Genomic DNA, 20,832 nt, shown 5'->3' with positions numbered 1-20,832 from the left:
CCCTGCGCCGGATCAACCTCTCCGACCTCGAAGCCGCCGAGCAGGTCTTCGATCTGCTGATGGGCAACGAGGTCGCACCCCGCAAGGAGTTCATCACCAGCTCCGCTGCCACGCTGGACCGCTCCCGGATCGACATCTGAGCTTGACTCTGTCGTGGATCTTGTGAAGCCCGGGGTTCATCCGCCGGCGAACCGCCAAGACTCCTCGCCGGATGATCAATGCGGTGGCCCGCGAACTCTTCAGCCACGTATACGGGTGTCCCGCTACTGCGGCACTTCACGTGACGGCGGAAGACAGGACCGAGCAGCCCGCACGGCGCCGGCGCTGGATGCGGCGATCGCGGTGATGCCGGGGCTTGCTCGTGGCGCGGTTCAGTGCGCGATGCGGTAGCGGTGTTCGGGGCGGCCGTTGGTGCCGTAGCGGAGTTCCAGGCGGACCATGCCCTCCTTGACGAGGTAGGAGAGGTACCGCTGGGCCGTGGCGCGGGAGACGCCGGTCGCTTCGGCGGCCTCGGCGGCCGACAGGGCGGTGCGGGCGGAGCGCAGAGCTTGGTGGATCGCGCCGAGGGTGGGCGCGGAGTGGCCTTTGGCCGGGATGCGGGGGACGGCGGGTGGGCGCGCCGCGCTGAACAGGGCGTCCACGTCGGCCTGGTCGGCCGTGCTCGTCCGGCTGAGTGCGTCCACGCGGTCGTGGAGCTGGCGGTAGGCATCGAGCCGTTCGGCCAGGTCGGCTGAGCCGAACGGTTTCACCAGGTAGCCGACAGCGCCGAGTTTCAGCGCTGCGCGGACGGAGGAGATGTCGTGGTCCGCAGTGATCATAAGGACGTCGGGGCGGCTGTCGCCGTGCTCCTGGCTGAGCCTGCGTAGCACGTCGAGTCCGCTGCCGTCAGGCAGGAAGATGTCGAGCAGCAGCAGATCCGGGCGCAGGGCGCGGACCGCGGCCAGCGCCTCGGCCACGCTCGCCGCCGCGCCGACCACTGCGAAGCCCGGGACCCGGTGCACGTAGTCGCTGTGAATCTGCCCGACCCGGAAATCGTCGTCCACCACGAGGGTCCGGATCATCACAGTTCACCTCCCATCGGCAACGCCGTCGTGAACAACGCGTCCTGCGCTGCCGGAGCCGTGTCCGGCTGTGGCAGTACCACCGTGAACACCGCCCCAGGGCCTTCGCTGACCGTGATGGTGCCACCGTCCCGCTGCACCAGCCGGTGCACCAGGGCCAGCCCCAGGCCACGGCGCGCGGTGCCCCGCTCGGGGCGGGTGGACCAACCGTCTTCGAAGATCGACTGTGAGGAACCCGGAGCGATGCCCGGACCGCTGTCCGCCACACGTACGAAGATCAGCTCGTCACTCTCGACCAGTGTCAGCCGGATCTGGCGGCCGCCGTCGCAGGGTGGTGCCTCGGCGGTCGCGTCGATGGCGTTGTCGAGCAGGTTGCCCACGATGGTCAGCAGCCGCCGCAGGTGCGGTGGGTCGTCGCCGAGCGCGGAGTCGTCGGTGAGGGTGATGCGCACCCCGCGTTCGGCGGCGACGGTGGTCTTGGCCACGATGAGCCCGACCATCAGAGGGTTTCCGATGTGCCGGCGCACGGCCTCGGTCAGGGCCTGCCCGGAACGGGCCGTCTCGATGGCGTATTCGTACGCGGACTCGTGCTCGCCGATGTCCAGCAGCCCGGCCAGTGTGTGCATCCGATTGGTGAACTCGTGCTGCTGGGCCCGCAGCGCGTCGGTCAGTCCGCGTACGGAGTTCAGTTCGCGCAGCAGGCCGATCAGTTCGGTGTGGTCGCGTACGGTGACCACGGCGCCCAGTTCGCGGCCGTGCAGGGTGACCGGCATGCGGTTGACGACGAGACAGTGGTCGTCCGTCAGGACACTGACATCGGTGCCGGCCAGGGTGCCGTCCAGCGCGCGGCGCAGTCGGCCGTCGGGCAGTGCCTCCTCCAGCCGGTGGCCGAGCGCGGTGCCGAGGCCGAGCAGTCGCCGTGCCTCGTCGTTGACGACGGTGATCCGCCCGTCGGGGTCGAGGGCGACCACGCCTTCCCGGATGCCGTGCAGCATCGCCTCCCGATCCTGCAGCAGGCCGGCGATCTCCTCCAGTTCCAGGCCGAACGTGGTCCGCTTCAGCCGCCGCGCCAGCAGATAGGCCGCCGCCGCGCCGATCGCGGTGGCGCTCGCGGCGTACAGCCCGAAAGTGGGCAGCTCGCGCCACAGTTCGCCGAGCACGTCATGTTCCGGGATGCCGACCGACACCTCGCCGACCAGCGCGCCGGAAGGTCCGTACAGAGGCGTCTTGCCGTTGGCGGACCGCCCGGTCGCGCCCTGGTCGGTGCCGACGCGCGCGCGGCCGTCCCTCACCACGACCGGCTCGGCCACCGGCTCGCCGATCAGAGCCGCGATGGGGTGCGAGTGCCGTATGCCGTGCAGATCGATCACCACCACGTACGATGCGCCGGACGCCCGGCGGATCCGTTCGGCGACCGTCTGCACCACGTCGCCGCCGCTCCCGTACTCCATGGCCTGCCGGATCTGCGGCTCCGCGGCCGTGGTCTCGGCGATGTCCAGGGCCCGCTGCTCGTAGGAGCGGTCGAGCTCGGCCCGCTGCGCGAAGGCGAACAGGACAAAGCCGATCAGGCCGGTGAGCGCGAGGATGGCCAGCTGGTTGGCGAGGATCCGCGTGGAAAGCCTGCGCTTTCCGCCGCGGCCTGTCCGGAAACGGATGGGTGTCACGGGTGCCTCTTCGTTCCGCTGGTGCGTCGTGCCGTGCGGCCCGTCCAGGGTGTCCGGGTGGCGCGATTGTGCCCCATGGCCGGGAGGCTGCCCACCCTCCGTCCGCTGAGCAGAACGAGCAGAAGCCCGCTTTACGCAACTATCGCGAGATAGCTCGGAAACAGCGACGTAATACCCGGCCGCCTCTAGCGTCTGCCTTCCTCGACCTCCGAGGAAGGAAGGAGACAGCCCCCATGGCTTCGCGAAACGATGTCGCGACGAGCCCGACCGCCGGCGAAACCGGCCGCGACAACGCGCGCGTCGAGATCTCCGGGCTCACCAAGCGATTTCTGACCCCTGCCGGTGAGGTGTTCACGGCGCTGCAAGGCGTTTCGTTCACCGTGGAGCCGGGCCAGTTCTGCGCCGTGGTGGGTCCCACCGGCTGCGGCAAGTCGACGACACTGAGCATGGTGTCCGGGCTCGACCGTCCCAGCGAGGGCTCGGTCAAGGTCGGCGGCCGGCTGGTGGACGGCATCACCGACGGCGTCAGCTTCATGTTCCAGACCGACGCGCTGCTGCCCTGGAAGACCGTCCTCGGCAACGTGCTGATGGGCCCCGTCTTCCGCGGGGTGCCCAAGCAGCAGGCACAGGCTTCGGCGCGCGACTGGCTGCGCCGGGTAGGGCTCACCGGGTTCGAGGACCGCTACCCCCACCAGTTGTCCGGCGGTATGCGCAAGCGCGTGTCGATGGCCGCGGCCCTGATCAACGAGCCCAAGATCCTGATCATGGACGAGCCGTTCGGCGCCCTGGACGTGCAGACCAAGGCGATCATGTCGACCGAGCTGCTGAGCCTGTGGGAGCAGATCCGCCCCTCCGTCATCTTCATCACCCACGACCTGGATGAGGCGGTGGCACTCGCCGACCGGGTGGTCGTGATGACGTCCAGCCCCGGATCGGTCAAGGAGGTCTTCGACATCGACCTGCCCCGCCCGCGGGGGTCGGTCCAGGAGATCCGTTTCCAGCCCCGCTTCATCGAACTCCAGCACCAGATCTGGAACACGCTGCGCGAAGAGGTGGAGCGCGCGTACGCACTCACCGCAGGAGGCAAGGCATGAGTACGACGTCCACCGTTTCCGCGGTCCCCGTCGCCGACGGCGGCAAGGGCCCCGCCGCGAGCGCCGCGCGGCGTGCCGTCCGGCGCCGTGTCGCCCGGGTGTGGGCGGGCCGTGCCGGCCTCGCGGTCTTCGTGATCGGCGGCTGGCAGGCGTTCACCACCTGGGGCATCGTCGACCCGTTCTTCTTCGGGCAACCGTCGGGCATCTGGCAGCGGCTGATCGACCTCTTCCAGCACGGCACCCAGTTCGGTTCCTTCTACTCCAACATCTGGACCACCATCCAGGAGGCGCTGGTGGGGTTCGTCGTGGGCTCCCTCGCCGGAATCGTCTTCGGCGTCGCGCTCGGACAGAGCCGCTATCTGTCCGACGTGCTCGGCCCCTACATCAAGATGGTCAACGCGATCCCGCGCATCGTCCTCGGCTCGATCTTCATCGTCGCCTTCGGCATCGGTGTCACCCCGAAGATCCTGCTGGCCGCGGTGCTGGTGTTCTTCATCGTCTTCTTCAATGCCTTCCAGGGCGTTCGCGAGGTCGACCGTAACGTCCTCGCCAACGTAAGGGTGCTCGGCGCCTCCCGGATGCAGATCACTCGGCACGTCATCGTGCCCTCGGCCCTGACCTGGATCATCGCCAGCCTGCACAGCGCCTTCGGCTTCGCCATCGTCGGCGCGCTGGTCGGCGAGGTGCTCGGCGCGCAGAGCGGACTGGGTCTGGTCATCAAGACCGCGCAGAACAACTTCGACCCCAACGGCGTGTTCGCCACGATGCTCGTCATCGCGGTGATCGTGCTCGGCGCGGAGTGGCTGATCGGCAAGCTCGAACACCGGCTGCTCGCCTGGCGCCCCCCGGCCCCCTCCGAGGCCAACGCCCTCTGACTCCCGCCCTCCCCTTCCTCACCACCCTTCCCGTATCCCCGAAAGGTGCAGGCTCCGCCATGCTCAAGAGAACCCTCACCGCATCGATCATCACCGTCCTGGCCCTTGCCGCCACCGCGTGCTCCGGCAACTCCGGCAGCTCCGTGTCGTCCGGCTCCGGCTCCACCCCGACCGTCAAGCTCATGGTCGGCGGCATCGACAAGCAGATCTACCTGCCCTACCAGCTCGCCCAGAACCTCGGCTTCTACAAGAAGTACGGCGTCAACGTCGAGCTGAGCACCGAGCAGAACGGCGGTGTCGGCGCCGAGGAGGCCATGGCCTCGGGCCAGGTCGACATGGCCGGCGCCTGGTACAACCACACGATCGAGTTCCAGGCGAAGGGCAAGGCGGTCGAGGATGTCGTCCAGCTGTCCGGTGCGCCCGGCGAGCGGGAGATGTGCACCAAGAAGAGCGGCGTGAAGTCGGCCGCCGACTTCACGGGAAAGACACTCGGCGTCACCGACCTGGGCTCGGGCACCGACACGCTCACCCAGTTCATGGCGGCGAAGAAAGGCGTCAAAACCAGTCAGTTCCACCGGCTCGCAGTCGGTGCGGGCTCCACGGCCGTCGCCGCGCTGCAGAACGGCAAGGCCGACTGTGTCATGACAACGCAGCCGACGGTCGCCGCCATCGAGAAGAAGGGCGTCGGCACCTCCGCGATCGACCTGGCCACCACCGACGGCGCCAAGGCGGCAATGGGCGGCGCCTTCCCGGGCGCGAGCGTCCTCGCCCGCACCGACTGGGTGAACTCCCACAAGGACGCGACCCAGAAGGTCGTCGACGCGCTCGTGGCCACCATGCACTGGATCAACACGCACAGCGCGACCGCCATCGCCGACAAGCTGCCCGCGTCGTTCGTGCAGAACCAACTGGTCACCAAGGCCGACTACGTCAAGGCGCTGACCGAGGACAAGGGTCAGTTCCTGCCGGACGGCATCATGCCGGCCGGCGGTCCGAAGACCGCCCTGGCCACCGAGCGACTGGTCGGAAGCGTGACCTCATCGGTGGACCTCAGCAAGACGTTCACCAACGAGTTCGCCCTCAAGGCCAACAAGAAGGAGGGCCTCTCCACCACCACGACGCCGGCCGGCGCCGACGGCTGAGTCTCCTGCGCTCACCCGCCGCGACCGCGTGTACGCGACCGCAGGCGCTGTTGGACCCGGGATCTCGTGGCAGAGCCGAGGCGGCGTCCTGCCGGCGGCCGGTGGCCACGGCGGGTTGGCGGAGCAGGCGTTCGTCACGTTGATCAGGGCAGCTTCTGGCCGCCGCTGAGAAGGCACCGCCCGCGGAGTCCGTCGCGGGCGGTGCCGCGGCCGTGACGGGGACCGTGCTGCCGGGCCATGACTCAGGCGTCGATGATGACGGGGATGATGAGGGGCTTGCGGCGATGGGTGCGGAACGCCCAGTTCGCCACGGCGCGAGCGAGGAGTTGTTCGAGTTGGCGCGCGTCCCCGACGCCTTCCTCGGCCGCGGTGGCCAGGGTCTTCTCGATGACGGGGATGACCGGCTCGAAGGTGGTGTCGTCGTGGACGAAGCCCCGGGCCAGGAAGTCGGGGGCCTCGGCGAGGGCGCCGGTGTCCGCGTCGACGATCGCCACCACGGTGACCACGCCTTCGGCGGCGAGGGTGAGGCGGTCCTTGAGGGACGCTTCGGTGGCGCCGCCGACTTCCATGCCGTCCACGTAGACGTTGCCGGCGGGGACCTTGCCGGTGATGGACGCGCGTCCGTCGACCAGGTCGACGACGACGCCGTCCTCGGCGATGACGACCCGGTCGGGGTCGACACCGGTTCGGATGGCGAGGTCGGCGTTGGCCCGCAGGTGGCGCCATTCGCCGTGCACGGGCATGACGTTGCGGGGTTTGACGATGTTGTAGCAGTAGACGAGTTCGCCGGCGCTGGCGTGCCCGGACACGTGCACCTTGGCGTTGCCCTTGTGGACCACGTGGGCGCCCCACCGGGTGAGTCCGTTGATCACCCGGTAGATCGCGTTCTCGTTGCCGGGGATGAGGGAGCTGGCGAGCAGGACGGTGTCGCCCTTGCCGATGCGGATCACGTGGTCGCGGTTGGCCATCCGTGACAGCGCGGCCATCGGTTCGCCCTGGGAGCCGGTGCACACCAGCGTGATCTTGTGGTCCGGGAGCTTCTCCAGCTCCTTCGTGCTCACGACCAGACCGGAGGGGACCTTCAGATAGCCCAGGTCACGGGCGATGCCCATGTTGCGGACCATCGACCGGCCGACGAAGGCGACCTTGCGGCCGTGCTGGTGGGCGGCGTCCAGGACCTGTTGGATGCGGTGCACGTGGCTGGCGAAGCTGGAGACGATGACCCGGCGCGGCGCGGTGCGCATCACCTGCTCGATCGCCGGGTTCAGCTCTCGCTCGGAGGTGGTGAAGCCGGGTACTTCGGCGTTGGTGGAGTCGGAGAGGAACAGGTCCACGCCCTCCTCGCCGAGGCGCGCGAAGGCGCGCAGATCGGTGATGCGGTCGTCGAGAGGGAACTGGTCCATCTTGAAGTCGCCGGTGTGCAGCACCATCCCGGCCCGGGTGCGGATCGCGACCGCGAGGCTGTCGGGGATGGAGTGGTTGACCGCCACGAACTCGCAGTCGAAGGGCCCGAAGCCACGCCGGTCGCCCTCCCGCACCCGCACCGTGCGCGGCCGGATGCCGTGTTCCTTGAGTTTGGCCTCCAGGAACGCCAGCGTCAGCTTGGAGCCGACGACGGGAATGTCGGACCGCTCGCGCAGCAGGTACGGCACGCCGCCGATGTGGTCCTCGTGGCCGTGGGTGAGTACCACGGCCACGATGTCGTCCAGCCGGTCCCGGATCGAGGTGAAGTCCGGCAGGATCACGTCCACGCCGGGCTGGGTCTCCTCGGGGAACAGAACGCCGCAGTCGACGATGAGCAGCTTGCCCGCGTGCTCGAAGACGGTCATGTTGCGGCCGATCTCACCCAGGCCGCCCAGGGCGATGACCCGCAGCCCTCCTTCGGGAAGGCGCGGGGCGGCTTTCAGCTCGGGGTGTGGATGACTCATACCCTGACGGTACACAGCCACAGCGACCGCCGCGGGTGCCAGGGTGGCTTCGCGGGTCGCGCGGGCGGTGAGCACCCCGCCCGCGATCACACAGAAGGGGGTCTGGGGAGAACCGGCAGGTGCTGTCCTGCGCGGGGTCTGACTCTTGAGATCTGTGACCGGGGTGCCTTGCTCACGCTGTGCCGGCCGCCGGCCGGGGATGGTGCGTCCCCTGCCCCGGTACCTCTGGCCCACTCCAGCAATATCCGGCCGCGGCGGCCGGGAATGCCTCGGTGCCGATCACTTCCCCCACCAAAGGGAGCACGGCAGCCACATGAGCGTCCCGGTGCGTGTCCACTCCAAGGATTGACTCGCCCGTCGTCCGGCGTCGGCGGCCGGGGTTCGCTTTGCATGGCCCGCACCACGCTGTGCGGCCGAGTGAGCCGGGAGGAGACAGGAACGGGGTCGAGCACGGCAAGGCGCCAGGCAGGGATGTGCTTCCGTCTCAGCTGGGAGGGCGAGGAGGCCGGCGGGCAGCCGAAGAACTTTGGTGTCCGACCTGGGGCGATGCCGGGCGGCTGGAGTGCAGCAGGACGGTAGCTGACCAGTGGCGGTCTCTTCGAGGCTGCCCCTCGATCGCACGACAGCGTCGCTGGCAGTGGCAGCGGCGGGGCAGCCTCCTCACGTGATCACCGAGCATGCTGCGGCAGCGGGACCTCGAACTGGACGACCTCTTCGTGCTTCTCCTGCCCGGGGGCAGGGCGCTCGCCCGACCTCCCGGGCTTCCGCCGCCGGCTACTTCGTCCTGCGGTTCACGGAGAAGGCAGGCTCTTTCCCCAGCACTTCGATCGTCTCTTCCATTTCGCGGACCTTACGGCGCAGTTGCACCAGTTCCTCGCGCTCGGCCGGGGTCAGCGCGCCCACCGGCCCTTGGCCTCGCTCCGCCGCCAGCTCCTCCGCGATCGCCGCCGCGAACGCGTCCACGTCGCCCTCGGTGGTGTCGAAGGAGGTCATCCAGCGGACCTCGCCGGCCTGCTCGTCCCAGGTGTAGAAGCGGAAACGCTTCTGGAGACGCTCGGTGACGGCCGGCGGCAGGACGGCGAAGATCTGGTTGGCCTGCACCGGGCGGGGGATCTCCAGACCCGGCAGTTGGCGCACCGCCTCGTACAGCCGCTGGGTCATCGCGTTGGAGCGGGCCGCCGAGCGCAGCCAGAGGTCGCCGCCCAGCAGCGCCTCGAACTGCACCGACATGAAGCGCATCTTGGAGCCCAGCTGCATGCTCGTCTTGCGCAGGTGAGCCATGCCGCGCACCGCGTCCTCGTTGAGCACGATCACCGCCTCGCCGAAGAGCAGCCCGTTCTTGGTGCCGCCGAGCGAGAGGACGTCCACGCCGGCGTCGGTGGTCATCTCACGCAGGGACACGCCGAGGGTGGCGGCGGCGTTGGCGAGCCGGGCGCCGTCCAGGTAGACGAGCATGCCGAGGTCGTGCGCGTGGTCGCAGATCGCACGGATCTCGTCCGGCGTGTAGCAGGTGCCGAGCTCGGTGGACTGGGCGATCGAGACGACCTTGGGCCGGGCCCTGTGCTCGTCATCGAAGCCCCATGCCTGACGGTCGATCAGCTCAGGAGTGAGCTTGCCGTCCCATGCGGGCACCGTCAGGAGTTTGATCCCGGCGACCTTCTCCGGCGCCCCGCCCTCGTCGACGTTGATGTGGGCCGACTCGGCGCAGACCACGGCGTCCCAACGGTCGAGCATGGTCTGCAGCGCGACCACGTTCGCGCCGGTGCCGTTGAAGACCGGGTACGTGAGCGCGGTGGGGCCGAAGTGGCCGCGCACCACTTCCTGGAGGCGCTCGGTGTAGACGTCGGCGCCGTAGCTGACCTGGTGGCCGCCGTTGGCCAGGGCGATCGCCGCAAGGATCTCGGGGTGCGCACCCGCGTAGTTGTCGCTGGCGAAGCCGCGCTCGTCCGGGTCGTGTCGTCGCTGTACGGTCATGATGCTCGCCTACTTGTTTTCGGTCGTACGGGTGTGACACATGTGGGCCGGACGGGCGCCGGCCGGTCCGCTCAGGCCGGCGCCGGCTCCGTCCGCGCGCGGGCTTTCTCCAGGCCGCGCACCAAGGGCGGCGCGGCGAGCCCGAGCAGGGCGAAGAGCGCCGCGAGGACCAGCCAGCCGGTCGCCGCCGCGCCGACGACCAGGGAGGTCATCAGCCACGGCCCGGCGAACTGCTGGAGCCCGCGCCCCAGGGAGAACACCGCCTGGTACTCCCCCTGCCGGCCCGCCGGGGCGAGCCCGAAGGACAGGCCCCAGCTCGCCGACGCCTGATACAGCTCGCCGAGGACGAGCACCAGCGCACCGCCCAGCAGGGCCGCGCTGTCCAGGAGCACGCCGTGCCCCCCGCTCACCGCGAAGACCAGGCAGGAGGCCCCCAGCGCCCACCCCGCCCAGCGCAGCATACGTGCCGCTCCCGCCGGGGTACGCGCGCCCCCGCTGACCGCGACCTGGAACAGCAGCACCAGGACGGTGTCCAGGATCAGCAGCCCCGACACCAGCAGCGCGGGCGCGTCGGTGCCGGTGACGATCCACAACGGCAGACCGACCGTCAGCAGCGGGTGATACAGCTCCAGAGCGCCGCACACCAGCGCGACCGCCACATAGCGCACGTCCCGCAGCGCGGCGCTGCGCAAAACCCCGCCCGGAGCCTCGACGGCGGCGGCCCGGGGCCCGGCGTCCGCGGGCAGCCGCATCCCGAGCAGCACGGCGACGGAGACCAACTGGAGGGCGGCGTTGGCCAGGACCGCGGCGTACAGGGCGGTCGAGGTGCCGGCCGCGATGGCGGCTCCGGCCAGCGCGGCGCCGCCGAGGAAGCCCAGGTTGAACAGGCTGCGCATCTGCGCGCTCACCCTGACCCGCTCCGCCTCGCCCACCAGCGCGTCGGTGAGCGACGCCTGGAGCGCGCCCGCCGAGGTCTCCAGGACCGCGATGGCGCAGGCGACCGCGAGGAACGCGGCGAAGCCGTCCACCAGGCAGTACGCGGTGAAGCCGGCGGCCGCGAGCAGGAAGTTGACCGTGAGTACCCGGCCCGCGCCGAGCCGGTCCGCGAGTCGGCCGATGGGCACGGTGCAGACCAGACCGCAGAGCCCGGCGACCGACAGGGCGAGGCCCACGCGCTGGGCGGGGATGCCGAGGGTCCGGGTGAAGAACACGGCGCTGGAGGTGAGGAACACCCCGAGCCCCAGGGACTGGATGAGCGTGAGGCCGCCGAGTCTGCGCGCGTTCCCGGCCGCCGGAAGGGTCTCCCGGAACCAGGCGCGCGGCACGGCGGCGTACCGGCGCGGCTCAGTCATGCGGCACAGCTCCCTCGGCCCGCTCGGTCCGCAGCCCGTACACCTCCATCGCGGTGTGCACGGCGGCGCGCACCGCGGCGGCGCTCCGCCCCCGGAACCGGAAGATCCCGCAGCCCTCGTCATAACTTCCGGGCCCGGTCATGATCTGGCCGATCGCGGGCAGTTCCTCGTGGTAGACCTCGGGGACGGCCGACCTGGGCGAGGTGCGCGCGACGACCCGTCCGGGCAGCTCGCGCGGAGCGGGGTAGATGAGCCAGCCGCCGGCCCGGGGTTCGACCGGTTCGGACGGCTGCCACAGCGGGGGCAGGCCCAGGGCCGCCCGGAACGCCTCGGCGAACAGGTCGATGCCGTACAGGTCGACGTGCAGGAACGGCACCTGCGCGCCGCCCGGCCGCAGCCCGACCTCCAGGAACACCAGCTCGCCCCCCGGACGCCGGATCGCCTCCAGGTGGAACGCGCCGTCGCGCAGCCCGAGCGCCTCGAGGCAGCGGTCGGCGAACGCGGTGAGCTTGTCGCGCTCGGGGCCCGGGTCGAGCAGGACCGAGCCGAGCGGGCGGCCGTGTGCGTAGTCCAGGCAGGTGTGGACGTACTGGGAAGCGGTGACGAAGTGGAGGCGGCCGGAGCGACGGACGCCGTCGACGTGGAATATGTCCCCGTCGACGTACTCCTCGCACTCGTACGCCTCGGGGGCGACGCCCCCCAGCGCGTCGCGCAGTTCGTCGGCGCTGTGGACGACCGTGACTCCCTGGGAGCCCGCCGCGGCGCGCGGCTTGAGGACCAGGGGCAGACCGCCGAGGGCGTCCACGACCGTCTCCGCGGTGGGCGCGTCGTCGAGGCTCCGAAACCGGGGAACCCGCAGTCCGGCCGCGCCCACCGCGCTCTTCATGGCGGGCTTGTCCTTGAACCGCTCGACGAGGTCGAGACCGTAGCCGCCGGGGACGCCGAGTGCGGCCGAGAGCCGGGCGGCCGTCAGGATGTCGTACTCGGACTGGCCGAAGACGGCCTCGGGCGTGCCGTGCCGGTCCGCGATCTCCCGTACGAGAGGCAGCAGGTCGTCGTGGGCGAGGCTGTCGCGCACATGGACCTCGGTGGCCCCGTCCTGGTCGAGCGCGGGCAGCCCGCCCGGCGTGGTGAGGTACACCGTCCGGCATGGATGGCCGCCGAGGAAACGGTGGTATTCGCCGAACTCGTCGCCGGAGCGGTTGAGGACGACGTACAGCGGGGTGGTCCGGTCTCTCACGCGTCCGCTCCCGGTCGCAGGGTGTCGGGCAGGCAGGCGTCCAGATCGGCGGCGCTCACCCGGCCGAAGCCGGGCGCGGCCCGGTCCCTCTGGGCCGGGGTCCTGGCGAGGAAGGCCGCCGTGCGAGGCTCTCCGGCGCCGCCGAGGCGCTGCCAGACGAGCTCGGCGAGGTCCGGCATCACCGGGAACGCCAGCAGGGACAGGCCCTTGAGCCACCAGTAGGCGCCGTCCTCGGCCGCGTGGGCGACCGCGTCGTCGGCGCACCAGCGGTCGAGCGCCGCGACCGCGCGCCGGGTCGAGACACGGGCGCCGTCGAGCGCCGCGGACTGCTCGGCGAGCAGGGATTCCAGGAGGTCGGCGGCGGCCGGGGCGGGCGCCTGCGGCGTCCCCTCGGGCAGCCGGCTCCAGGCGGCGTCGAGCCGCTTGCCGAGGCCTTCGGCGAGCGTGGCGTTCGCGGTCCGAAGGAAGTCCGCCGTCTCGAAGCTCGCCGCCCCGGACTCCAGATCGGCCCCGGCGAGGTAGTACCGGACGGTGTCCACCCCGATGGCGGGCGACGCGGCGATGTCCGCCGCCCAGATGGCGTGCTGGGCGCTGGTGGAGAACTTCCGCCCGGCCAGCCGGTAGAAGTTGTTGATCAGGCACCGGTCGTACGGCTTCATGTCGCCGTGCAGCAGGCTGGTGCCGACGATCGAGACCAGGGTGGGGATCACGTTGTCGATCCCCAGGGTGGTGATGGTGGTGACCCCGGAGTCCGGGTCGAAGGCGTTCACGCCGGTGCCGGAGAGCCGGCCGTGGACGGCGCCGGCGAGGCGGGCGAACATGAAGATCCCGGCGTACGGGAAGAGGGCGCGCGGCACGTCCGGCTCGGGTCCGGGCAGCGGAAGTCCCCACGTCTGCGGGGCGCTCAGCCGTACGGTCAGGCCGTCGCGCTCCAGGAAGCGCGCCACGGTCGCCCGGTAGCGGTCGGCGACGCCCAGGTCCACGAGCGTGGTGTCCAGGAGGTCGCGGTCGGGCAGCCGCAGGAAGAGGCTGGAGATCTCCCGCCAGGTCAGCGGCCCCTCGTCGAGCAGGGGGCGCGGCTCGACGACCGACTCGGGCAGGAAGTGCGCACTGCACTCCTCGCAGAAGTAACTGGCGATGCCCGCGCCGCACTCGGGGCAGCGGCCCTGCAGCCAGCCACCCACCACCCAGCGGTCCGACGCCGTGCAGTGGGGCACGCGCTCGGTGCGCGTCAGTACCGCGCCCCGGGCCGTCAGCCGCTCGACGGAGGCGGCGACCTCCTGCTCGAACTGCTCTCGCCACGGCTGCTGATCGGGGACGATGAACGCGTCGACGCCGATGCGCAGCGCGGCCAAGTCGTCCTGGATGCGCTGTCCGTAGCGGGCGGCGACCTCGCCGGGCGTGGAGTCCTCGGCGTGCGCCTTGAGCGTCACGTACGACTCGTACACATCGCTGCCGGTGATCACCAACGGCAGGTCGCCCCGGACCCGCAGATGCCGCGCGATCATGTCCGACCACAGGAAGGGGCCGCCGATGTGGCCGAGGTGCAGGGGGCCGTTGGGCGTGGCCTCGGGTGGCACCAGGAGGTAGTGCCGGGGGGTGTGCGTGTCCCCGGTCAGCAGGCTCATGTCCGCGGTCTCCCGTCGAGCAGGTTCAGTGCGTCCTCGGCCATGGCCGGGGCGAGTCGATAGCCGGAGCCGGATCCGCCGATGGCCATGACCACGTCGTCGCCGCCGACCGTGTCCACGACCGGCAGATGGCCGGCGGTGAAGCAGTCGCTGAAGACCCGGCCGCCGAGCAGGTGCGGCAGGAATCCCGGTACGTGCCGGGCGAGCAGGGCTCGGGCGAGTTCCCGGTCGCGGGCGTCGATGGCGAGCGGTTCGTCGGGGCCGCGGTCCCAGTCGGGCGAGGTGATGCTGAAGATCCAGTGGCCGCCGGGGCGGTGGGGCAGCAGGAAGGCGTCGGCGTCCTCCAGGACGAGTGCCGGGGCGCCCTGCGGGGGCGGCGTCATGATGTGGAACGCCACCACCTTCTTGACCCGGGCCCCGCGCTCGCGGGCCGCCGCGGCCACCGGGCCGTCGAGGACCCAGGGGCCGGGCGCGAGGACCGCCTTGGCGGCGGTGATCCGGCTGCCGTCGGCGGCGACCAGTTCGACGCGCCTGCCCGTACGGCGTACTTCGGTGACCCGGAAGCCCTCCACGAGGGTGTTGTCCGGGCGGCCGAGGACCTCGTCGAGCAGCCGTTCGGTGAGCCATTGGGGCTGGCCCGCCGTCATGGGGGCGGTGGCCAGCAGGACTTGGTCGTCGTCGTGGGCGAGCCCGGGGAACGTCCGGTCGAGCAGGGCCCGCTGCTCACTGGTGACCGGGCGGGTGCGGCCGCCGTCGGCCATGGTCGCGTCGAGCGCGGCCGTGTTCTCGCGCGCCACCAGCCAGCAAACGTCGACCGGCGCGCGTCCGGCGTCGCCGAGTCCGGCGGCGAGCTCGTCGAAGAGCGCGGTGCTGCGGGCGGCCAGGGCGCGCTGGGCCGGGTTGTGCCCCGTGGGCGTGTCGAACCCTGCCGAGTAACGGGTCGCGCCCGTCCCCCGTCCGGCGTGCGTGATCACGGCGACGCGGCGGCCCGGGTCCCGGCGCACGGCGTAGTACGCGGCGAGGGCGCCCACCGCTCCCGCGCCGACGACGGCGAGGTCGTAGTGGGGCGCCCCACTGGTCCCGGTGGTGCGCTCACTCATCGGGCGCCGACCACCAGAAGGAGTAGATGACCAGTTCCTCGCCCTGGTCGGCGAAGATCTCGTGGACGGCCCGCGAGGCGAAGCCCACCAGGGAGCCGGGCCCGACGAGCGACCGTTCGCCGTCCACATCCAGGGTGCCGGATCCGGCGTGGACCACCCAGATCTCCTGGACCGCGTGCTGGTCGGGCGAGCTGGTCCCGCCCGGCGGCACGGTGAAGCGGGCCGCCTTGAACGGCACGCGGGGGAAGACCGACCGGGCGAAGTCCGCCTCGGCGACGGTCACTCCGTCCGCTTCCACCTCGGTCGGAGCGAAGGGGACCAGGGCGCCGACCGCCTCGGCCTGGAACTGCGGGACCTGACTGGCGGTCATACCGGATACCTCGTCTCACCGAGCATGCTGTTGAGGATGACCGCGCTGCGCCAGGCGAGCAGGCTGAGATTGGGATCGGCCACGCCCCAGGAGTGCCGGGCGCCGTTCTGGAGGTAGATCCGGTTCTCCGCAGGCCCGTCCCATGCGACCGAGAAGTCGTCGCCGACGACGAGCATCCCGCGCTCCCGCCGCAGCCGATCGTCCAGCGGAGCCATGAAGTCCGGCAGCGCGTAGGCGTATCCGGTGCTCAGGATCACGATATCGGCGGCGAGCACGGCGGGTTCTTCCGGGCCCGAGGACTCGACGACGAGCTTCCATTCGCCGGGGCCGCCCTCGATCGCGGTGACCGCGCAGTCCGCCAGGAAGCGCAGCCTGCCGGGGTTGTTCTCGATGAACTCGTCGCGGTAGCTCAACCGGTAGATGTCCTGGAGGACTTGGAGGTCGATGCCGTCGCTGGTGTACCTCTGCTGCTCCAGGAGTCGGGCCTTGTGGTCGGCGGGCAGCGCGTGGAAGCGGCGTACGTAGTCGGGCGTGTAGAGGTCGTTGGCGAACGGCGAGTCGTCCATCGGCAGGAACGACGAGCGCCGGCTGACCCAGGTGATGCTCTCGGGGGCCGCGCCGGCCGCCAGGTGGCGCACGATCTCCGCGCCGCTCTGGCCGCCGCCGACCACGACGACCTGCCGTCCGGCCACCTCGGGGGCCCGCAGCAGGAACTCCCCGGAGTGGAAGACGGTGGGGCCGAGGAAGGGGCGGAACGGCTCGGGGACGGACGGGGTGAGCCCAGTGCCGAGCACGAGATGACGAGCCGTCACTTCGTGCTCGCCGGTGCGGAGGTGGAAGGCCCCGTCGTGGAAGTCCACGCTGTGTATGTCCGCCCCGAACGTCAGGCTCGGCAGCCGCCCGGCGACCCACTGGAGGTACTGGTTGAACTCGGCGCGCAGGACGGCCGGGAAGTCCGCGGCCAGGAACCGGTAGAGCCGGCCCTCACTCGCGAGGAACGACAGGAACGAGAAGGGACTGGTCGGATCGACCAGCGTCACCAGGTCTTTGAGCAGCGAGACCTGGAGGGTGGCCTCGGGCAGCAGCAGTCCGGGGTGCCAGGAGAAGCTCTCACGGCGTTCCAGGTGGGCGCCGCGCAGCCCTTCGACCGGATGCGCGAGCGCGGCGAGGCTCATGTTCGCGGGGCCGATGCCGACGGCCGCGTAGTCGAGTATGTGTGCGTTCATGGTGGGAACCGCCTGCTCAGGCCGGGACGACGAGGTCGCCGAGCGCCTGCCAGCGGTCCAGGGCGCCCTGCGGCGAGTCGGCTGTGAACAGGGCGTGGCCGAGGCGCGAGCGGCAGTCCTCGACGCCTGGGATGGTCTCGCCCGGTGCGAAGTACACCGCGGTCTCGGTGACTTCCGGCAGTGCCTGAAGCTCCGGCCACCCGGTGAGCTCCCGGTACGAGGAGCGGCCCGCGGCGGAGAAGAAGCGGATGCCGGCGCTCTCGGCCTGCGGCCGCGCGAAGGCGCCGGCCGCCTCCAGGCCGACGCCGAGCGCGGTGGCGACGGCCACCCTGGGCAGGCTGACGCCGGTCACGAGCCGCAGCAGCTCCACGATCCGGTCGCCCGGCAGCCGGGCGCCGATCTCGATGAGCACCGGACCGTCGGCGCTCAGGCGCAGTTCACAGTGGAAGGGGCCGCTGGTGATGCCGACGGCGCGGACGACGTCGCCGACGTACGCCTCGACGTTCTTCAGGGTGGCGTCGTCGACGAGCGCCGGGGTGAGGTGGCCCAGCTCCACGAAGTCGGGTTCGGGGCCGAGCAGCGTGCGGCTGAGGGCGACGACGGTGACCTCGCCGCTCTCCAGGACATAGCCGTCGGCGCTGAACTCGGGGCCCTGGACGTACTCTTCGACGAGCACCCGGTGCTCGTGCAGCTTGCCCATGTCGGGCTCCGGGTCGGTCACGAGCCGCTGGAACGCGGCGGTGAGCTGGTCGAGGTCGTCGGCGCGGCTGACGTGGATGCTGCCGGAGCAGGCGACCGGCTTCAGCACGCAGGGGAAGCCGACCCGTTCGGCCGCGGTGCGCAGTTCGGCGTCGGTGGTCGCCTGGGCGAAGCGCGGGGTGCGCAGCCCGGCCTCCGCCACGGCGGCTCGCATGACGCTCTTGTCCCGGACCCGGTCGACGGTCGCCACGGGCAGGCCGGGCAGGTCCAGTGCCGCGGCGACGCGCGCGGTCGCCGCCACATAGATGTCGGAGCCCGGCAGCACCGCCTCGAACGGCTCGGCCCGGTGCAGTTCGAGCACGGCCGCTTCGAGGGCGGCCTGGTCGTTGGTCTCCACCGTCAGCACCGAGTCGGCCGCCGCGCGCACGGCGTCGGAGAGCCGGCGGTCGCCGGAGTCGGCGGTGGCGACGACGACCCGCAGTCCCATCCCGGCCGCGACGCCGATCAGGGTGGCGCCTCCGGAGGAGGCGGGTTCGACCACGAGGACGCGGGCAGGACGAAGTACATCTGTGTGCGGCAAAGCGACATCCCCCGGGGCAGAGCTGTATGGACCGGACCCGCGATCGCGGCCCTGATCGTGATCTTTCTATCCGGGCGCCTTGGTCCCGGTCAATGGATCACCGCAAAATTGTCTGCGAGAGGGAACCTGAGCCGCATATTTTCCGGAACGAGAGCCCCGTCAGTGCCTGTTCGGCTCCCGGAAGCGACCGAACGCCCTCGTGAAGGTTCTCAGCGGCGAGACGCCCCCCCCCGGCCGGCTCCGGCACGGGCGGACAGGGCATGCCCTCGCCGCCGGTCGCCTCGGCGAGCGCGGCCGGCGCCGACTCCGCCGCCTCTCGGTACAGGTCGCGGGATCGCGTCATGGCTTCCAGCGCCGTGGCGTACCGGGCGCCCATGACCGGCGCGTGGACCAGCTCCGCGCTGATCAGACAAGGCATGGTGACGTACACATGGCCATGTGCCGTGAGTTCGCCCCATACATGGTGTGACCTGATCGACCGGCCGGGAATCGACACATGACCTACTACGCGGATTTCTCGCTCTACGACCTCATCGAATACGAAGAACCCGAGGGGCTCACGATCGGCTGGCTGGAGGACGGCCACGACTACACCATCGACGAGGTCTCCGAGGAGGACCTCGCGAACATCATCGATCTCGGTTCGCTGCGGCAGCACAGGAGCAGGGGCTGGCACTCGTGCACGCGCTGCTCCGAGTACACGGAGCACAGGGCGACCTCCGCTCGGGAGGGCTTCACGTACCGGCTCGGCCATGCCGAGATCCGGGCCGTCTCGGACGGCGGAGTGCTCTACGTCGCCCCGAACCTGATCATCCACTACATCGTCGACCACCTCTACGGACCACCTGCCGAGTTCATCGACGCCGTCCGGTCCGAAGTCCGAAGGCGCCGGCCCGACGGGAAGTGACGTAGAGAAGGAGTCCCTCAGTGCTGGGATCGCCTCCCTCGACGAACCTCGACGTGACGTGACCGGGATCTCAATGCAGCTCCGGGGGCTGGTCCGTACGCTGGTCACGCTTCTCGGTCGTGGGTGAGGCGGAGACCCATGAAGAGTTGCCAGTGTCCGAACAGCCCTTGACCCGCACTGGTGGGCAGGGAGCGAATTCCGGGAGTGCTGAATGCTGCGCACCATGTTCAAGTCCAAGATCTAGCGTTTGGGTGTTTCCACAGGTCAGAGGCTTGATAGCTTCGCTCGGGTCAGCAAACGGTCAGCATCGGGCGCAGGAGCGTCCCAGCTTGCCGACCAGGTGGCCGCCATGACGGGGGACCTGGACACAGGTGCCTGACTTCCGCTTGGGAACGTTCGCTGCGTAACTCGACAGCTCGTCCGCGGCATGGCTCCTGAGTGAGTGGGCTGCGTTCGGCCTCGCCCGCCGGGTGCCCTTCTCGTCCACTGCGCTGGCGTCATGGGCCTCGGCTTCGGCACCGTTGTCATTCCCGACACCGAGACGGAAGCCGCAGCCGACTCCATCGCGGCGGCCCTCCGCGTGACCTGCTGTGCCACGATCGCCCGCGCCCGCGCCCGCGAGCGGGGCTGGTCCTAGGCCGGCAGGGCAGCCGGTTGCTAAGCCACCTGAGGGCTGTACGGGTAGGCCATGATGAGCGTCCGAGGGAGGGGCGGGCGGCGCCCGACCCGTACGTACGACAGAAGAGCCCCGTATCCGCCATGCCGCCGCCTCCCAGCAGCGATACTGGACGTATGGACCCGACGATCACCGCTCCCCGCGCCGAGGTGCTGCGGGACCGCTACCGCAGCCGACTGCCCGGGAGCTTGCAGGAGCTGGCCGGCCCCGTCGAGGGCGACGTGGACCTGCCGCTCCACATCGTCTGGTCCGGGCGGACGAGCTACAGCCTGGACCGTCCGAAGTCCCGCATGACGCTCTACCGGACCGTCCTCGCCGAAGGACTGAGTGAGGACCTGGTGGCCCTCCTGCACCACCGGCTGCTCACCGAGCAGTGGTCCGTCCTGCGGCGCTTGGTCAGTCCCTACATCCGCGAGGTCTGGGAGGACGCCTTCCCTGAGCTGCTCCGCACCGCTCCGGCCGACACGACCGCCGTGTGAAGCTCACCCTGCTCCACGAGCGTCTCCTCGCCGACATCATCGACATCGGCTCCCCTTACCCTCTGGTCCTCACCGGCGGATACGCCGTGCAGGCCCACGGCCTGGTCGAACGCTTCAGCCGCGACCTCGACGTCGCCACCGAGAACCCCGCTCCGATGCAGGAGATCGTCGCCTCACTCACAGCAGGTCTCAGCGCGCGCGGATGGCGGACCACGCACGTCCAGACCGATCCGCTCAGCGGCCGTTTCCTCGTCACCGATCCGGACACCGGCGAGGAGTGCGAGGTCGACGTCCTCAAGGAGGCGTTCTGGGCCCCTCCCGCTCAGACCCCCTACGGCCCCGTTCTTTCCCTCGACGACGTGATCGGCACCAAGGTCCGTGCCCTCGCCGACCGCGGCACCGTCCGCGACCTCATCGACGTCCAGGCCGCCTCCCGCCACCGCTCCACCGCCGACCTCGAATCCCTGGGCCGCCGTCGCGCCCACGACGAGTTCAGCCTCGAAGACCTCCGGGACCGGCTCATTGGCGCGGACTGGTACGAGGATGAGGACTACACCGCGTACGGGCTCACCTGTCGGCAGATCGAAGAACTCAAGGCGTGGGCGCTGGAGTGGGCAGAGGATCTGGGTGCGCGGATCCATGACGAGAACGCATGAGAGGCGGTCATCGCTTCCATCCCTCGAAGCCCGAGACTGCTGCGGCCTGAGCACGGCGGCCCCCCCCCCCCCCCCGGGGGGGGGGGCGCCGGGGGGGGAAAACCCGGGGCACGTGTGCGGGGGGGGGTCCCGACGGTTAAAGTGGCGCGAGGGGACACCCCCCCGCGGTGGTTGCTCGGGG

The 20,832-nt window shown here is 70.7% G+C and carries 18 protein-coding genes; 7 read left to right on the top strand and 11 right to left on the bottom strand.

Features of this window, described 5'->3' with window-relative positions:
* Window positions 1-371 precede the first annotated feature (371 nt).
* Window positions 372-1,061 carry a response regulator gene (locus ACH45E_RS45540; protein ID WP_361457989.1) on the bottom strand — a complete coding sequence of 230 codons (690 nt, stop codon included), beginning with the start codon at window positions 1,059-1,061 and terminating at the stop codon, window positions 372-374.
* On the bottom strand, window positions 1,061-2,725 hold the full coding sequence (locus ACH45E_RS45535; protein ID WP_361457986.1) for a sensor histidine kinase: 1,665 nt from the start codon (window positions 2,723-2,725) through the stop codon (window positions 1,061-1,063). Before ACH45E_RS45535 ends, ACH45E_RS45540 begins: the two co-directional genes overlap by 1 nt.
* Before the next feature lie 233 nt (window positions 2,726-2,958).
* On the opposite strand from ACH45E_RS45535, the gene ACH45E_RS45530 reads away from it, so the two are divergent.
* The 3 genes from ACH45E_RS45530 to ACH45E_RS45520 are packed head-to-tail and all read left to right on the top strand — an operon-like array spanning window position 2,959 to window position 5,836.
* Window positions 2,959-3,819: an ABC transporter ATP-binding protein gene (locus ACH45E_RS45530; RefSeq protein ID WP_361457983.1), complete on the top strand. Its 861-nt coding sequence runs from the start codon at window positions 2,959-2,961 to the stop codon at window positions 3,817-3,819.
* On the top strand, window positions 3,816-4,694 hold the full coding sequence (locus tag ACH45E_RS45525; RefSeq protein ID WP_361457980.1) for an ABC transporter permease: 879 nt from the start codon (window positions 3,816-3,818) through the stop codon (window positions 4,692-4,694). Before ACH45E_RS45530 ends, ACH45E_RS45525 begins: the two co-directional genes overlap by 4 nt.
* Window positions 4,695-4,753: 59 nt before the next feature.
* Window positions 4,754-5,836, top strand: a complete 1,083-nt coding sequence (locus tag ACH45E_RS45520; RefSeq protein WP_361457977.1) for an ABC transporter substrate-binding protein — start codon at window positions 4,754-4,756, stop codon at window positions 5,834-5,836.
* A 242-nt stretch (window positions 5,837-6,078) separates the two neighbouring features.
* Here ACH45E_RS45520 and ACH45E_RS45515 read toward each other — a convergent pair whose 3' ends face one another.
* The 9 genes from ACH45E_RS45515 to ACH45E_RS45475 all read right to left on the bottom strand — a co-directional run bounded on the left by ACH45E_RS45515 (window position 6,079) and on the right by ACH45E_RS45475 (window position 17,894).
* Entirely contained in the window at window positions 6,079-7,764 is a 1,686-nt protein-coding gene (locus tag ACH45E_RS45515) for a ribonuclease J (RefSeq protein ID WP_361457974.1), read from the bottom strand.
* Between the two features lie 774 nt (window positions 7,765-8,538).
* On the bottom strand, window positions 8,539-9,738 hold the full coding sequence (locus ACH45E_RS45510) for a low specificity L-threonine aldolase (protein ID WP_361457971.1): 1,200 nt from the start codon (window positions 9,736-9,738) through the stop codon (window positions 8,539-8,541).
* A gap of 71 nt (window positions 9,739-9,809) precedes the next feature.
* On the bottom strand, window positions 9,810-11,090 hold the full coding sequence (locus ACH45E_RS45505) for an MFS transporter (protein WP_361457968.1): 1,281 nt from the start codon (window positions 11,088-11,090) through the stop codon (window positions 9,810-9,812).
* Complete coding sequence (locus ACH45E_RS45500) at window positions 11,083-12,330, bottom strand: hypothetical protein (RefSeq protein ID WP_361457966.1); 1,248 nt, start codon at window positions 12,328-12,330, stop codon at window positions 11,083-11,085. The genes ACH45E_RS45505 and ACH45E_RS45500 overlap by 8 nt, the downstream gene beginning before the upstream one ends.
* On the bottom strand, window positions 12,327-13,958 hold the full coding sequence (locus tag ACH45E_RS45495) for a class I tRNA ligase family protein (RefSeq protein WP_361457963.1): 1,632 nt from the start codon (window positions 13,956-13,958) through the stop codon (window positions 12,327-12,329). Before ACH45E_RS45495 ends, ACH45E_RS45500 begins: the two co-directional genes overlap by 4 nt.
* Window positions 13,955-15,058 carry an FAD-dependent oxidoreductase gene (locus ACH45E_RS45490; protein ID WP_361457960.1) on the bottom strand — a complete coding sequence of 368 codons (1,104 nt, stop codon included), beginning with the start codon at window positions 15,056-15,058 and terminating at the stop codon, window positions 13,955-13,957. The genes ACH45E_RS45495 and ACH45E_RS45490 overlap by 4 nt, the downstream gene beginning before the upstream one ends.
* Complete coding sequence (locus ACH45E_RS45485) at window positions 15,051-15,428, bottom strand: cupin domain-containing protein (protein ID WP_361457957.1); 378 nt, start codon at window positions 15,426-15,428, stop codon at window positions 15,051-15,053. The genes ACH45E_RS45490 and ACH45E_RS45485 overlap by 8 nt, the downstream gene beginning before the upstream one ends.
* Window positions 15,425-16,654: a SidA/IucD/PvdA family monooxygenase gene (locus ACH45E_RS45480; RefSeq protein WP_361457954.1), complete on the bottom strand. Its 1,230-nt coding sequence runs from the start codon at window positions 16,652-16,654 to the stop codon at window positions 15,425-15,427. Before ACH45E_RS45480 ends, ACH45E_RS45485 begins: the two co-directional genes overlap by 4 nt.
* Before the next feature lie 16 nt (window positions 16,655-16,670).
* A complete protein-coding gene (locus ACH45E_RS45475; protein WP_361457951.1) occupies window positions 16,671-17,894 on the bottom strand; it encodes an ATP-grasp domain-containing protein in 1,224 nt (407 codons plus the stop codon).
* Between the two features lie 535 nt (window positions 17,895-18,429).
* On the opposite strand from ACH45E_RS45475, the gene ACH45E_RS45470 reads away from it, so the two are divergent.
* The 4 genes from ACH45E_RS45470 to ACH45E_RS45455 all read left to right on the top strand — a co-directional run bounded on the left by ACH45E_RS45470 (window position 18,430) and on the right by ACH45E_RS45455 (window position 20,651).
* Entirely contained in the window at window positions 18,430-18,840 is a 411-nt protein-coding gene (locus tag ACH45E_RS45470; RefSeq protein ID WP_361457948.1) for a hypothetical protein, read from the top strand.
* 499 nt (window positions 18,841-19,339) lie between these two features.
* Complete coding sequence (locus ACH45E_RS45465) at window positions 19,340-19,477, top strand: hypothetical protein (RefSeq protein ID WP_361457945.1); 138 nt, start codon at window positions 19,340-19,342, stop codon at window positions 19,475-19,477.
* Window positions 19,478-19,632: 155 nt separating this feature from the next.
* Window positions 19,633-19,995 (top strand): hypothetical protein, encoded by a 363-nt coding sequence (locus tag ACH45E_RS45460; protein WP_361457942.1) that lies wholly within the window; start codon window positions 19,633-19,635, stop codon window positions 19,993-19,995.
* On the top strand, window positions 19,992-20,651 hold the full coding sequence (locus tag ACH45E_RS45455) for a nucleotidyl transferase AbiEii/AbiGii toxin family protein (protein ID WP_361457939.1): 660 nt from the start codon (window positions 19,992-19,994) through the stop codon (window positions 20,649-20,651). Before ACH45E_RS45460 ends, ACH45E_RS45455 begins: the two co-directional genes overlap by 4 nt.
* The last annotated feature ends 181 nt before the right edge of the window (window positions 20,652-20,832 follow it).

The organism is Streptomyces sp. NPDC020299, from assembly GCF_044387825.1.
In the GTDB taxonomy this organism is placed as follows: Bacteria; Actinomycetota; Actinomycetes; order Streptomycetales; family Streptomycetaceae; genus Streptomyces.
The sequence above is the reverse complement of the archived record's forward strand: the minus strand, read 5'-3'. Positions and strand labels throughout refer to the sequence as shown.